The 14,482-nt window shown below is 37.6% G+C and carries 14 protein-coding genes; 1 reads left to right on the top strand and 13 read right to left on the bottom strand.

Going from position 1 to position 14,482, the window contains the following annotated elements:
• Positions 1–4: 4 nt before the first annotated feature.
• A complete protein-coding gene (locus SBH76_RS08705) occupies positions 5–808 on the bottom strand; it encodes a type II secretion system F family protein (protein WP_317977500.1) in 804 nt (267 codons plus the stop codon).
• Positions 808–2,046 carry a TadA family conjugal transfer-associated ATPase gene (locus SBH76_RS08700; protein WP_317977499.1) on the bottom strand — a complete coding sequence of 413 codons (1,239 nt, stop codon included), beginning with the start codon at positions 2,044–2,046 and terminating at the stop codon, positions 808–810. The genes SBH76_RS08705 and SBH76_RS08700 overlap by 1 nt, the downstream gene beginning before the upstream one ends.
• Positions 2,047–2,363: 317 nt before the next feature.
• On the opposite strand from SBH76_RS08700, the gene SBH76_RS08695 reads away from it, so the two are divergent.
• The gene (locus SBH76_RS08695; RefSeq protein ID WP_317977498.1) at positions 2,364–3,614 is read left to right on the top strand and encodes an immunity 26/phosphotriesterase HocA family protein; all 1,251 of its coding nucleotides are present in this window, start codon (positions 2,364–2,366) and stop codon (positions 3,612–3,614) included.
• Positions 3,615–3,859: 245 nt separating this feature from the next.
• On the opposite strand, the gene SBH76_RS08690 is transcribed toward SBH76_RS08695, so the two are convergent.
• From SBH76_RS08690 to kal, 11 genes are all read right to left on the bottom strand, one after another.
• A complete protein-coding gene (locus SBH76_RS08690; protein ID WP_317977497.1) occupies positions 3,860–4,012 on the bottom strand; it encodes a hypothetical protein in 153 nt (50 codons plus the stop codon).
• 67 nt (positions 4,013–4,079) lie between these two features.
• Positions 4,080–4,922: a hypothetical protein gene (locus tag SBH76_RS08685; RefSeq protein ID WP_317977496.1), complete on the bottom strand. Its 843-nt coding sequence runs from the start codon at positions 4,920–4,922 to the stop codon at positions 4,080–4,082.
• Between the two features lie 113 nt (positions 4,923–5,035).
• Positions 5,036–5,953, bottom strand: a complete 918-nt coding sequence (locus SBH76_RS08680) for a cell wall-binding repeat-containing protein (RefSeq protein ID WP_317977495.1) — start codon at positions 5,951–5,953, stop codon at positions 5,036–5,038.
• 354 nt (positions 5,954–6,307) lie between these two features.
• On the bottom strand, positions 6,308–7,960 hold the full coding sequence (locus SBH76_RS08675) for a Na+/H+ antiporter NhaC family protein (RefSeq protein WP_317977494.1): 1,653 nt from the start codon (positions 7,958–7,960) through the stop codon (positions 6,308–6,310).
• A 15-nt stretch (positions 7,961–7,975) separates the two neighbouring features.
• Entirely contained in the window at positions 7,976–8,500 is a 525-nt protein-coding gene (locus SBH76_RS08670) for a cob(I)yrinic acid a,c-diamide adenosyltransferase (protein ID WP_317977493.1), read from the bottom strand.
• Positions 8,501–8,510: 10 nt separating this feature from the next.
• Entirely contained in the window at positions 8,511–9,302 is a 792-nt protein-coding gene (gene kamE, locus SBH76_RS08665; protein ID WP_128674668.1) for a lysine 5,6-aminomutase subunit beta, read from the bottom strand.
• Positions 9,295–10,854: a lysine 5,6-aminomutase subunit alpha gene (gene kamD / locus SBH76_RS08660; protein WP_317977492.1), complete on the bottom strand. Its 1,560-nt coding sequence runs from the start codon at positions 10,852–10,854 to the stop codon at positions 9,295–9,297. Before kamD ends, kamE begins: the two co-directional genes overlap by 8 nt.
• 11 nt (positions 10,855–10,865) lie before the next feature.
• Complete coding sequence (gene kamA, locus SBH76_RS08655) at positions 10,866–12,122, bottom strand: lysine 2,3-aminomutase (protein WP_317977491.1); 1,257 nt, start codon at positions 12,120–12,122, stop codon at positions 10,866–10,868.
• Between the two features lie 26 nt (positions 12,123–12,148).
• Positions 12,149–13,183 (bottom strand): L-erythro-3,5-diaminohexanoate dehydrogenase, encoded by a 1,035-nt coding sequence (gene kdd / locus SBH76_RS08650; RefSeq protein ID WP_317977490.1) that lies wholly within the window; start codon positions 13,181–13,183, stop codon positions 12,149–12,151.
• Between the two features lie 10 nt (positions 13,184–13,193).
• A complete protein-coding gene (gene kce, locus SBH76_RS08645; RefSeq protein WP_009663037.1) occupies positions 13,194–14,012 on the bottom strand; it encodes a 3-keto-5-aminohexanoate cleavage enzyme in 819 nt (272 codons plus the stop codon).
• A 10-nt stretch (positions 14,013–14,022) separates the two neighbouring features.
• On the bottom strand, positions 14,023–14,412 hold the full coding sequence (gene kal, locus SBH76_RS08640; protein WP_007593276.1) for a 3-aminobutyryl-CoA ammonia lyase: 390 nt from the start codon (positions 14,410–14,412) through the stop codon (positions 14,023–14,025).
• Between the last annotated feature and the right edge of the window lie 70 nt (positions 14,413–14,482).

Genomic DNA, 14,482 nt, shown 5'->3' with positions numbered 1-14,482 from the left:
ATTTTTACATCCTTATATTCACTATCCTTCTTCCCATCATATAGGCTCCTGCAAACAATCCTATGGCAAATATCTTTACCATTACTGTAAAAGCCGTATTTGCCGCCGCAGACATAGTTCCCATTCCGCTAAGTGCAAGCATTATTACAATGGGCATTACCATCATAATATTTAATTCATTTTCTTTTTCAGTAAGAATGGTCTTGATTTCCATCTCAATTTCTATCTTGTCATTGATTATCTTTCTGCTGTCCCATACGACCTGCTTAATATCTCCGCCCTGTCTAAGCCCCGACTCAAAGGTGGTCGCAAAGCTTGCCACATCATCAAGTCCGCATCTATTTGCAAAGTCCTTTAAGAGATCCTCAATAATTATATTATTTGTCATCCCGGCTATTATTATTCTGGTTTCATTTACAATATCTGATTTTTCTCCATAAAGACTTAATAGGTCTTGATAGCTTTCTGCAAATGCCTCCATGGTATTCTTCCCTGATGAATAAGATGTTGTAAGTGCCTCAAGCAGATCTCTAAATTCAACAAGCAAATCTCTTTGTCTTTTTTCTTTTCTGTATTTTCTAAAAAAATGTATAGCAGGGATTCCACAGATAATTCCTGATATTAAAGAAACACTGAATACTCGAAAGAAGACCATAATTACTACAAAGCCCAGTACAAATCCCAATGAAAAACCTATAATATAATCAATCCACTTCATATGATAGATATGGTAGTCATCGGCATTTCCCATAAGACCGTGATTTTCTATATAAATATCCGACTTACTCTTTAGTATTCTTTTTATCATCAAATAACTCCTTTATATCCCATGAGTTTAAGTTTAAATGTATTCTTTAAAGGATTCTTTGTTCTCTTAAGCTCGCCTACTACCTTATCCATTGTGCTTTCTTCACTTTCCTCAAATACATACAGAGGATTTAGTTCTATCTCACCGTCTTTTAATCCCATAACTTCCGATATCTCCATAGTCTTTCTGCTATGATCTCTAAGTCTTGAAAGATGTATAATTATATCTACCGCAGAAGATATCTGCTGACGAATAGCTTCCAGAGGCAGCCCTTCCGCACCCATAAGTACCATAGTCTCCATTCTACTGAGCATATCTTTCGTAGAATTGGCATGTCCTGTTGAAAGAGAACCGTCATGTCCTGTATTCATTGCCTGTAACATATCCAGTGTCTCAGCACCTCTTACCTCTCCGACTATAATTCTTTCAGGTCTCATTCTTAGAGATGTCTTTATAAGATCCCTTATTGTAATCATTCCCTTACCTGAGGAGTTGGAGTTTCTCGTCTCAAGTTTTACAAGATTTTCTATACCGACTATTTGAAGTTCGGCAGAATCTTCTATTGTGATGACTCTTTCTGTTTTCGGAATATAATTAGATAAGGCATTTAGAAAAGTGGTTTTACCGCTTCCTGTACCTCCGCTTATAAACATATTGTATTTTGCTTTTACCAATGTTTCTAAAACCTTGGCTATTTGTGGTGTAATGGATTTATATTTTATGAGTTGCTCCACCGTCATAGGTGTCTTTGAGAATTTACGAATAGTTAAAGTAGGTCCTTTTAATGCTACCGGAGGTAAAACCACGCTCACTCTTGATCCGTCCGGAAGCCTTGTGTCCACAATAGGATTTGATTGATTTACCTCTCTACCGGCTCTTCCTACAATACGTTGTATTATATCCTCCAGTTTTCTTTGGCTGTCAAAACTTTGTTTCAACTTTTCAATCTTTCCGTTTCTCTCAATAAAGATTTCATCCGTACCGTTTATCATAACCTCTGTGATATCATCATCCTTTATAATCATATCAAGAAGCCCCAGACCTCTTATTGATGAATAAAGCTCATCTGTTAAATTTACTCTTTCTTTGATTGAAATATAGACATCGCCCAATTGCTCACTGACCAGCTTTTCTATTTTTGAATAAAGCTCTTCGTCCTTTAACCTGCTTAAATCGAAATATTTAGATATGTATTCTCTCGCTTGATATAAAAAAGCTTTTCGTTCCAAATCGTTCATACTGCTCTCCTTTAAACATAATATACAATTATATCTAATCCATTCTACGTAATAACTACAATTTGCAAAAAAACTTTATGACACGATTATATCGGCCTAACAGTTTGGTGTCAATATAGCTTTTCCATCTTTGTGAATGTTTTTTTCTCATACCTTAATTTATTGTCTATACTATATAAAAACATGTTGTAAATTTTGGTGCTAACTTCTAAAAAAGCATGCTCTTCCGTAAGGAAACCTTAATAATTTTTGACATGTAATACCTGATTAGTACAGTACATTAATATGCTATAATACATATAAACACGGAGGTTAAGATGAATTTAATATTTGAACTTACTAATGAGCAAAGAAAATATCTGGGGCTTAATCCTGTAGAAGAGCACTGGGAACTTGTAAAGTTTGATGACAATATTTATCACTATTTTGAAGGTGATACTATTAAAAAAGAGATAACAGTCAGTGAAAACTATTATCATGAATCTGAACTAAATGAAAAGACGGCAGAAAACCGTACAATGATACTTCCAAAAACTAAAAGAGGTAAAATTAAAAAGTTTAATTATACTGCAGTTCAATCTTTTTCACCATTTGGAACTTATTTTACCTTTTCTACAGATCAGGTTATTATTGCAAACTATACTACGCAAAGGACTTACTATTCGGAAAGCTTTCCGAAAAGTGAAAATATCACAATTGATGATCTGAAAAAATGGCTGGATAAATGGATAGAGGAAACTACTGAAGAAGATTTAAAAGAAATAGAAGAATTTAAAAACACAAAAAGAAAACATTGCAAATTCAAAGAAGGTGATTTCTTTGCTTTTAAGCTCTCAAGAAGAGAGTGGGGATTTGGCAGAATTTTACTTGATGTCGCCAAGCTGCACAAGGATGAAAATTTCAAGAAAAATAAAAATTACGGCTTAGCACATCTTATGGGAAAGCCTTTAATAATCAAAGTCTATCATAACATAAGTGATACCAAAAATATTGATTTGGAAGAATTATCAAGGTGCCATGCTTTGCCTCCACAGGCTGTTATGGATAATATTTTTTACTATGGTGAAGCCGTTATTTTAGGAAATTTACCTTTGAGGCCGGAAGAAAATGATATGTTTATTTCAGTCAGCGAAAGTATAAGCGCTACAGATCCCGATATTGCATACCTACAGTATGGACTTATCTATAAAGAAATTCCTCTGTCCGATTATCTGAAGCTTATCAAGGAATTAAACATAGGTCCTCAGACTCTCAGAAGAGAAGGCATCGGTTTTGTAATAGATACTTATAAATTAAAAGAGTGTATCGAAGCAAAATCCAATTCTCCGTTTTGGGAGAAATACAATAAAAAGAATGTGCCTGATTTGAAAAATCCTGATCACATAGAACTCAAAAGAAAAGTTTTTAAAGCTTTCGGACTTGATGCGGATAAGAGTTATGATGAGAATTTGAAGGCAGAATCACATTTCAATGATGAATTGGAAAAAGGATATGCGGATATGCAAGCCGGAAGAACGAAAAATGTGAATGAAGTCTTTGCAGACATTCGAAAAGATTATGGTCTATGATATATTAAATAAAATTATCTAAACAGTCTTACAGAGATTTGAGAGAAAACTTTGAGTATATTGCTTTTGATTTACAATCACCCACTGATTTGTTTATTTATATTAAATCCTATAATATAGATTTCAAAAGAAAAGTTTTGAATTATAATATAAACTATCAATTTATGAGAATACTCCAAATGCTACTAAAAAAATATCCTGACAAAACCACAAAGCTAAAATGCCTTGTATTTGTCAGGATATTTTTATTTTGTACTATGTACTCCAAGTTTCTTGGCAATATAAGCATATTCGGACACCTGCTTTGCAGTCTGATCTATAGCATTCTGTATACATGTATATGCCCTGTATACATTCATCATGCTTAGAAGTGCTATATATGCCGCAATAAAAATCATAAGTATGTTTGCTCCTTAGTGTGGTCAGATAAAACTGCTTAACTCAAGACTATTTATCCGGAATATTTTAATAGGCTTTTTTATCAATCTTCCAGTAGTCATCTAAGCTTATCAATGTCTCCATAGAAGCTGTTGTTGATTTTTTCAGCTTTTCATAGTTTGCTTCCATAGTCTTTGCTTCAGCTTCATCCGACATATCTACAGGTCTTAAACCCCATACTGCCATTCCCATTCCGTAGCCTTGGTTATCATCGGCAGGATTTGAACCGGCACCTTCAGGACTGAAGTAGTAATATGCTATATATTTACATCTAACCAACTCTGGGGCATATGTATTTGAAGGATCCTTTCTTGTTACATCTATATGCCCTTCCTCTTTTATAAAATCGATACCGTTGTAGGTAACCTTTTCACTATTATCTACAATCAATTCATACTGTTGGTCAGAATGCATTTTGTACATTCTTCCATCCTCTAAAAAATCCTCCCATATACCCTTCAACCCTTTTAAGATTCCTGGTATTTTTTCCAGATCTTCACTGTATTCTACATGCCATATTTCTTCTGCAGATGTTTTATCAGTACATTCACGTTGATAAAAACAGGAAGCAAGCTCACCTTTATTTTCATCAAACCCTAATGTAATCCCACCTGCCGGAAAAAAGCCAGCTTTTGGGAACTCACGGTCTGCCATAAGGTCCATTCCGCCTATAGTTCCAAGTGTAACACCATATTCAAACTCCTTTTTCTTGGCAGGTTTTTGTTTGGTTTCTTCAACCTTACTTTCTTTTGCAGTAGTTTCACCGGTTGCAGTACTGCCTGTACTTTTGTCAGACTTACCACATCCGGTTCCGATAATACTTGCTGTAGCCAATACACCGATAAGCAACATTTTTTTTACATTTTTCATCTTCTTAACTTTCGCCTAAAAGGCATCCTCCCGATTATATTAAAAGAGCAGGAGAAGCTTTCCTTCCCCTGCTCCCGATAATTTTATATTTCACCTCGATATAAAGTATCGAATTATTTTACCCATCTTCCTGAAGCATCAAGTCTATAGCCGTCTGCGGTAGTGGTATTGCTTAGCATTGCTCCTGACGGGCTCATATAGTACCAATCATTTCCTGACTGTACCCAGCCTGTAGCCATAGCACCTGAAGGGTTCATGTAATACCAGTCATTTCCTGACTGTACCCAACCTGTAAGCATTGCTCCGCTTGCATTAAAGAAGTACCAAGTTCCGTCTATTTGTCTCCAGCTTGTAGCAATATGTCCCTCTCCGTCAAAGAAATACCATATGCCGTCAACCTGCTTCCATGTATTAGTTACATAGCTTCCGTTAGACTCTTTATACTTCCATCCTCTATCAGTGTTTTCCCAACCCTGAGATGATGTATTTGCAGATGAACCCATATCTACATAAAAGTAGCCTACTTTATTTGCATTTTCCTCTTTTAAATAGTTTCCGGTAAAGTAAACCGGACTTATAGAATTATCACCTGTAATTTTGTAAAAAGCGATTATAATATCCTGTCCGGTATATCCTTTATATGTACTTCTCTCTAAGACCGGTTTACCAACATTATAACCATTTATTGTAAGTGGTGAATACTCTGTTGCTTTTTCCAGAGCCAATGTAGGAGCTGCAAAAGCCGAGTTTTTGTAGCCAAACATAATAACATTATTTTCTTTATTAATTGCACCTGAAGGATCATAGAAATATGTCTCCATATACTGTGAATCACCTTTATTTATACTTAGAACAGCATCTTTTGTAATAACCGGCATGGTTATCTCTGTTCCAAGTGGTGAGGTCCAAGTGTAAGTCCTTCCCGTATCTCCGCTCTTTATTGTGACATCAGGATTGCTTGACGTAAAAGCAAATGCATTAAAGCACATAATCACTGAAAAAGCAGCTGTTAATAAAAATAGTTTCTTCATAAGTACTCCTTTCAGCTCTACCCTCCTTACTTATCATACCTATATCTCACTTAGTAACTAAAACAAGTCACCGCTGAGATATCTATGAAAAAGAAAGTGATACAGCTAAAAAATATATTTTCTAATAGTTTATAAAACTATAGAATACAATTATATACTTCGGGTCTTTATTTGTCCTTACTTACACATACCTACATTTTTCACACAAAGGACTATTTTATAATATTTCTTTTCAACAAACTTTATATGCCGATTATATACAGGCATGTTTTTTATGTCAATATTATGCTCTTTATATTAATATAAAATTAAAAAACACTCCCAATCTCTCGGTCGGGAGTGCCTTCGTATTAATTAAACAGCTTTTACTGAATCTTCTTTATATGTAACTTTCTTTATTATAAAGAGTACTCCAACCATCAATGCTACAGCTATTATAAGTGATATAACAACATTCTTTACAAAAGCCGCTATTATATAGCTTACGAATGATACCGCTGCAACTAACATTGCATATGGTAACTGTGTATTTACATGGTTGATATGATTTGACTGTGCTCCTGCACTCGCCATGATAGTAGTATCTGAGATAGGTGAGCAGTGGTCACCGCAAACAGCACCTGCCATACATGCTGAGATTGAAATGATCATCATCTGTGAATCTTTTCCTGCAAATACGGCAACAACTATAGGTATAAGGATACCGAATGTTCCCCATGATGTTCCTGTTGAGAAAGCCAGACAAACCGCTACTACGAATATAATTGCCGGAAGGAGTAATTGCATACCGTTAGCTGAGTGCTCCATCATTGTAGCAACAAATTCCTTTGCTCCAAGTACATCTGTGATAGACTTTAATGACCATGCAAATGTAAGGATAAGAATTGCAGGTACCATTGCTTTAAATCCTGCAGGTAAGCAATCCATACATTCTGTAAACTTAAGTGATCTTCTTGCTATATAGAATGCCAATGTGATAATAAGTGCTACAAAGCTACCCATTGAAAGTCCTACTGAAGCGTCACAGTTTGAGAAAGCTTCAACGATGCCTGCACCGCTGAATATTCCACCTGTATAGAGCATTCCGATAACGCAGCAAATAATCAATGAAACTATAGGGAAAAGCATATCTATAAGCTTACCGTCTTTATGCTCTCCTCTGTCAAGGTCTTCAAACTTCTCTTCTCCGGTTGTAAAGAGATCACCCTTCTTTGCATTCTCTTCGTGGAGTTTCATAGGGCCGAAGTCAAACTTCCAAAGTGTAATAACAAGCATCATTACGATTGTAAGAAGTGCATAGTAGTTAAAAGGAATTGCCTTTACAAAAAGTGCAAATCCGTCTTCACCGTCAACGAATCCTGTAACTGCTGCAGCCCAAGATGAAATAGGTGAAATGATACATACAGGAGCCGCTGTAGCATCTATCAAATATGCGAGCTTTGCTCTTGAAACCTGATGCTTATCTGTAACAGGTCTCATAACGCTACCTACTGTAAGACAGTTGAAGTAGTCATCGATAAAGATAAGACATCCGAGAAGGATTGATGTAAGCTGAGCTCCTACTCTGGTCTTAATTCTCTTTGATGCCCATTTACCGAAGGCATCCGAACCGCCGGTCTTATTCATAAGGGCAACAACCATTCCCAAAATAACAAGGAAAATCAAAATACCTACATTGTAAGCACTGGATAAAACCGAAACAAATCCTTTTTCAAAAATGGTCTTCATTGTTCCTTCAAAGTTAAATCCTGATGCCAAAAGTCCACCGAAGATAACTCCGATTGCAAGTGAGCTATATACTTCCTTGCTGATAAGAGCAAGTACAATAGCTATAAGTGGTGGTACAAGTGACCAAAATGTTGCATACAGTGCCGGCTTAGGTGCTTCAGCTTCAGCTCCATACACTATCATCGGACACATAACTAAAATTAAGATTGCTAAACATAGCAAGTATGATTTTTTATTTCTAAAAAATCCGGGATTATAAGTGTCATTACCACTATTCATACCTTTTCCTCTCTTTTACATTTCTATTCCGACACGGGCTCTTATACCCTTGTCAAACGGATGCTTAACCTTTTGAAAGTGTGTCAGATAATCAGCAAGTTCTACTATCTCATCCTTAGGATTTCTTCCGGTCATAACCACTTCCAGATTTTTCGGGCGGGATTTTAAAAAATCTGTCAGTACATCATGCTCCACCATATTAAGATTATAAGCATCTATTATCTCATCCATAACTACCATATCAAACTGCTTATCGATAGCCAGATGAATAATTTCTTTTAAATGATTGGTGAAAAACTCTTTAGCAAGAACCTTTTCTTCATCAGTCATATTGAATGTAAAACCGAAATTGCTTTTTTTTGTATACAATTCAATGTTTTCTATATTTCTTAGTACCTTAAGTTCGCTTGAAGTATCACTTTTTAAAAACTGTGAAAACAGGACTTTTCTACCACTACCTGCACATCTCACTGCCAAGCCTACCGCTGCAGTTGTCTTTCCTTTACCGTCGCCTTCGTATACATGAATAAGTCCTGTCATAATATCTCCTTTACTTACCTAAGCCTCTTCTTAACATCTCCGTAACTGCAAATGTAGCTACATCATCCGCAAACTTACCGGTTCCAAATCCTGCATCATAACCAAGCTCTTTAGCCAGCTCATGTGTGATTCTTGCACCTCCGCAGATAAGCACATATTTATCTCTAAGCTCATCAGCTTCCAAAAGTTCCACAAGATTTGTAAGATTTTTTATATGAATATCTTTTTGTGTAACTGTCTGTGACACCAAAAGTACATCTGCCTTCAGCTCTCTTGCCTTCTCTATGAACTCTTCGTTTGCTACCTGTGAACCTAGGTTATAAGCTTCAATCATCTCATATCTCTCAAGTCCGTAATGTCCTGCAAATCCTTTTCTGTTCATTATAGCATCTATACCTACAGTATGAGCATCGGTACCGGTAGAAGCTCCTACCACTACTATTTTTCTGTGGAAGTTTTCTTTGATAAATTCATTAACTTCCTCCATGCTCATAGTTTCTTCTTCGACAGTTTGTACATGAATATTTGTATAATCAACACTATGTACCAGACTACCATAAACCACGTAAAATGTAAACTCTACATCAAGTGACATTCTGTGTGCGATATTCACATCTGAAAGTCCCATCTTCTTTGCAAGTATTCTTGCAGCTTCCTCACCTCTCTCATCGTTCTTGACAGGAAGTGTGAAACTGATCTGAACCTTGCCGTCATTCATGGTATCTCCATAGGCTTTAAGCTTTGTAAGGTCCAGAGTCTTATCAAACTCAACCTTATTAAGATTATATAAACCGCTACTCATCTTTCACCTCCTTTTTCATAAGAGGAATGAATGGGTTGAAGTATACATTATCTTTAACAACGACTCCGTCTAATCCCTTACCTCCGTTAAAAGGTCTCTTTATATCCGCAAAAGTTCCCTTTTCAAGTGTAGCAAACAGTCCGTTTGTTTCTATCTCCGAGAGCAGTGTTGCCGCCTTATTTAAAACTTCATTTGCTCTGTTTCTTATAATACCGTCCTCTTTAAACTCTATCTCATCTCCAAAGTTCTTCATTGTTCTGAAGATATACTGTGCGTTTTCTATAGCAAGCGCTCTGTCAGACATAAAAGGTGTATGTATAGCCTCTGTCATCATTCCCAGAAGATGTATCTTTTGACTTGTTAGTATGGTTACCATATTAAAGAGCGCATCCTGCACATGACCGCGGAAGATATTTCCTGTCATAAACTTTGTAGGAGGCATGTATTTTAGCGGTGCCTTCGGGAAGATTTCTCTTGCCATCTGTGCCTGTGCCAACTCAAATAAGAATCCGTTTTCGACATCCGGTGATATCTCAAAAGCATGACCAAGCCCCTGTTGTGCAGGTGGAAGGCCTGCTTCTATAGCAAACTGCTCATTTAAAAACTGTGATGCAAGTACTGTATGTGCCTCTTCTATAGCATCTGCAGTAGTAAGGTAATTGTCCTCACCCGTATTTATAATAACACCTGCAAATCCGTTTATAACTCTTGAGAAATACTGGTCAACCAGAGTTCTTTGCATATTTATGTCTCTGAAAAGAATTCCGTAGAGTGCGTCATTGAGCATTACATCAAGTCTTTCCATCGCACCCATTGCGGCTATCTCAGGCATACAAAGTCCTGAACAGTAGTTGCAAAGTCTGATATATCTGTTTTCTTTCTCTCCAACCTCATCCAAAGCTTTTCTCATCAGTCTGAAGTTTTCCTGTGTCGCATATGTTCCACCGAAGCCTTCTGTAGTGGCACCATATGGAACATAGTCAAGAAGGCTCTGTCCTGTAGTTCTTATAACGGCGATTATGTCTGCTCCCTGCTTGGCTGCAGCCACTGCCTGTGTTATATCCTCATATATATTTCCGGTAGCAACTATGAGATATATATAAGGTCCTTCCTTATCTCCGAATTTACCCAGATATTCATTTCTCTTGTCAACATTCTTTTGAATTCTTTCCACCATAGCCTTTGCTACAGGTGCAATTGCTTCTTCTATCTCTTTAGATGAATGAATCTTAAGTTTTGATAAATCTATCTCACCCTTATCAATCCCCTGTGCTATCTCAAGAGGTGAAAGTGACAGTTCAAGCATTGCGTTTCCAAGCATAAATGCCGCACCCATCGGAAGAAGTTTATTTTCTACAAGGTGATCAACCACCACATTTGGCAGCGGTACTTCCACGCTGTTTACTCCGTCAATCCCCAAAAGTCTGCATACCGTTCTCTCTACAGCTACTGTAGTATGATCATCAATAAAGGCTTGGACATCCAGTGCAACATTCTTAGCACTGCTTCTGGCTTTAGAGATTAAACTTTTATCAAGTCCAAGTTTACTCATGTGTATATCTCCTATTTCTTATCATGTGATCTTCTGAATCTGGCCAAATCAGCCGGTTCAATTGTCATGGCAAGTCCCTGTTCAAGAGCTGCCACTCCTCCTAAATGCTTTTCTTTCTTTCCCCTGCAAATATCACAATTGCAATGATTCTCATAATGCTCAGGCTCCGTATATGTTGTGATAACTCCCTCATAGTTTCTGAGTATAACCTTTCCGGGGCTCTGTGAAATAACATAATTCGGCATAACAGGTGTCTTTCCGCCACCTCCCGGTGCATCAACTACAAATGTAGGAACGCAATATCCAGAAGTATGACCTCTAAGTCCTTCTATTATCTCGATACCCTTTGATACAGGTGTTCTGAAATGCTCAAGTCCCTGTGAAAGGTCGCATTGATAAATGTAGTAAGGTCTTACTCTTATCTTTACAAGCTCATGAACGAGGTCGGTCATTATATGTACGCAGTCATTTACACCTGCCAAAAGTACTGTCTGGTTTCCAAGAGGAATACCTGCATCAGCAAGTCTTGCACAAGCCTCAGCCGACTCTTTTGTAATTTCGCTAGGATGATTGAAATGTGTATTGAGCCAGATCGGATGATATTTCTTAAGCATATTTACAAGCTCAGGTGTAATTCTCTGTGGCATAACAACAGGTGTTCTTGATCCTATTCTTACTATCTCAACATGCTCTATTTTTCTAAGCTCTGATATAATGTATTCAAGCTTTTCATCGCTGATAAGCAGTGCATCACCGCCTGAAAGCAGTACATCTCTTACCTCAGGATGTCTTCTGATGTAGTCAAGGCATGCATCCACCTGTGATGTAGGTACACTTGTATCGTTTTGTCCTGCAAATCTTCTTCTTGTACAATGTCTGCAATACATTGAGCACTGGTCTGTTACAAGGAATAAAACTCTGTCAGGATATCTGTGTGTAAGACCGTGTACAGGTGAATCCGTATCCTCATGTAAAGGATCCGCAAGATCCGCTTCAGCTATATGAAGCTCCGATACTGTAGGTATCGCCTGCTTTCTTACAGGGTCGTTTTCATCCTCAAGATCGATAAGTGAAAGATAGTATGGTGTGATAGCCATTCTAAGGTTTTCCAGACATCTCTTTACACCCTCTTCTTCTTTTTCGGTAAGCTTTACATACTTTTTTAAACTGTCTACATTTGTTATTCTGTTTCTAAGTTGCCATTTCCAGTCGTTCCACTCATTATCGGGAACGTCTACGAACAATCCGTTTTCTCTACTGTTTCTCATCTTTATTTCCCCTTACTTACTGTAAATTACACGTATTTTTTCTCAAAAACTTCTCTGATTGCCGGATTTTCACGAATTTCCTGCAATGTTATCTTGTCATGTCCCTTTGTATATCCGTTTCCTATGATCATATCAATATCTTTTCCTACACCCTCCGCTCCGAGTGCAGCCTTTGTAAAGCTTGTAGCCATTGAGAAGAAGTATACACATCCGCCGTCACGAACAGGAAGGATTGCGCTCATCTCACAGTTATTTACATTTACGCAGCATATCGAAACATCATATTCTCTTCCGTCATTAAGCTCCAAAGCCTTATCAAGTACTTCCACAGGAAGTGCGGCACTTGCCTGGAATGCTTCATGGCAAAGTCCCATCTTCTTTAACTCTTCCACACCTTCTTTGCTATAGTCCATAGCAACTACCTTACCTGTAGGTCCTACTCTCTTCATTGCCTCATAGCAAACAAGCATTCCGCTCTTTCCGGCTCCTCCGAGTACCAGTACACTCTGTCCCGACTGTACAAGCTTTGCTGTCTGTGCAGGAGCTCCGGCTACATCCAAAGCTGCAAGTGCAAGTGGCTCAGGAAGATCATCAGGAAGTTTTGCATATAATGCGCTTTCAAATAATACAGCCTGTCCTTCGATATCCACTCTGTCGATTTCAGGATGGATAGCCTTTATCTTATCAATCTTTAAAGGTGTCATTGAAAGTGATACCAAAGATGCAATCTTGTCTCCAACCTTGATATCCGTATCAAGCTCTTCACCGATATAGCTTACAGTTCCTATAAACATACCGCCTGAACCGGTTACAGGATTTTGCATTTTTCCTCTTTCATTTACTATATCAAGTATCATCTGTCCGATTTTTTCAACATCTTTATTGCAAGCTTCTTCGATCTGTGTAAATGATGCGGAGTCGATATTTAATGAAATAACATCACAGATAATCTCATTTGAATATCTCTTTGTCATATCATTGTCTATCTTCTTTGCCGCCTGAGTTAAAACTCCCTGTGGTTCAATAACTCTGTGAATACCGTACTTGTTTCCCTTTAACATAAGTCCTCCATTATTTTAAACCCAATATTTCTCTTGCTTCAGCCGGTGTTGCTATCTCTCTGCCAAGTTCCTTTGCAAGTCTTACGACCTTTTCTACAAGTTCACCGTTTGACTTTGCCATAACACCTTTACTTAGATATACATTATCTTCAAATCCAACTCTTGCATGACCGCCCATAAGTATCGCCATGGTCACCATAGGAAATTCCGCTCTTCCCACTCCCGATGCTGTCCATGTGGATCCTGCAGGTATACTCTCCACCATAAAGTTTAAATCTCTTGCAGTTCCTGAGATACCGCCGTTTACACCCATTACAAAGTCAAAATGCATAGGTGATTTTATAATGCCTTTTTTATTGAGGCGAATAGCCATATCCACCATTCCCTTGTCAAATACCTCAACCTCGGGTTTTATGCCAAGCTCGTTCATTCTGTTGGCAAATTCTATAATTGTATTTTCGGTGTTTACAAAAATATCGTCTCCGCCGAAATTACATGTTCCGCAATCAAGTGTTGCCATCTCGGGACGAAGTAAAGTAGGTGCGAGTCTCTCTTCATTGCTCATACCCACCGCTCCACCTGTTGAAGGTTGAATGATAACATCAGGTAATTCTTTTTTTATAGCGTCAATACATTCTTTAAATCTTTCCGCGCTCTGTGTAGGTGTACCGTCATCCTCTCTTACATGAAGATGTATAATAGCGGCTCCGGCATCGTAAGCCGACTTTGCTTCTCTTACAATCTCTTCCACTGTATACGGCACATTCGGGTTTTGTTCCTTTGTAACCTCTGCACCGCATATACATGCCGTAATAATAAGTTTATCCATAATATATTCTCTATTTATTGTTTCTTTGTCTGTCTTTTAATACCACACAGGTTCCGCTTGCTCTGCATACCACTACAGGCTCTTCCAAAACATCACATGCCGAATCATTGATATCTGTTCTCGGTGTAATAACCTTTCTTGCCTCAAATACCATCTTTCTTGATGTATTTCCCACAGAAACGATTTCACCTGTCGCTTCGATAAAATCTCCTGCATGAACAGGTGCCAAAAACTCTACACTGTCATAAGCTTTAAAAAGTCCCTCATCACCGTCATTGATAATCAAAAGCTCAGTTGCCACATCTCCGAATAAACCAAGCATTCTTGCTCCGTCTACCAATTCACCGCCATAATGTGCATCATGAGCGCTCATACGAAGTCTGATTGTTGATTTAACCATATTATATTTTCCTCCTCACGTAGATAAGTCTTCTTATCCTTTTTTATGTATATATATTACAATAAAATTA

Origin of the sequence: Lachnoanaerobaculum sanguinis, from assembly GCF_033242365.1 — a bacterium.
In the GTDB taxonomy this organism is placed as follows: domain Bacteria; phylum Bacillota; class Clostridia; order Lachnospirales; family Lachnospiraceae; genus Lachnoanaerobaculum; species Lachnoanaerobaculum sanguinis.
Note: the sequence above shows the minus strand (reverse complement) of the source record. Positions and strands in the feature narration are given on the sequence as shown.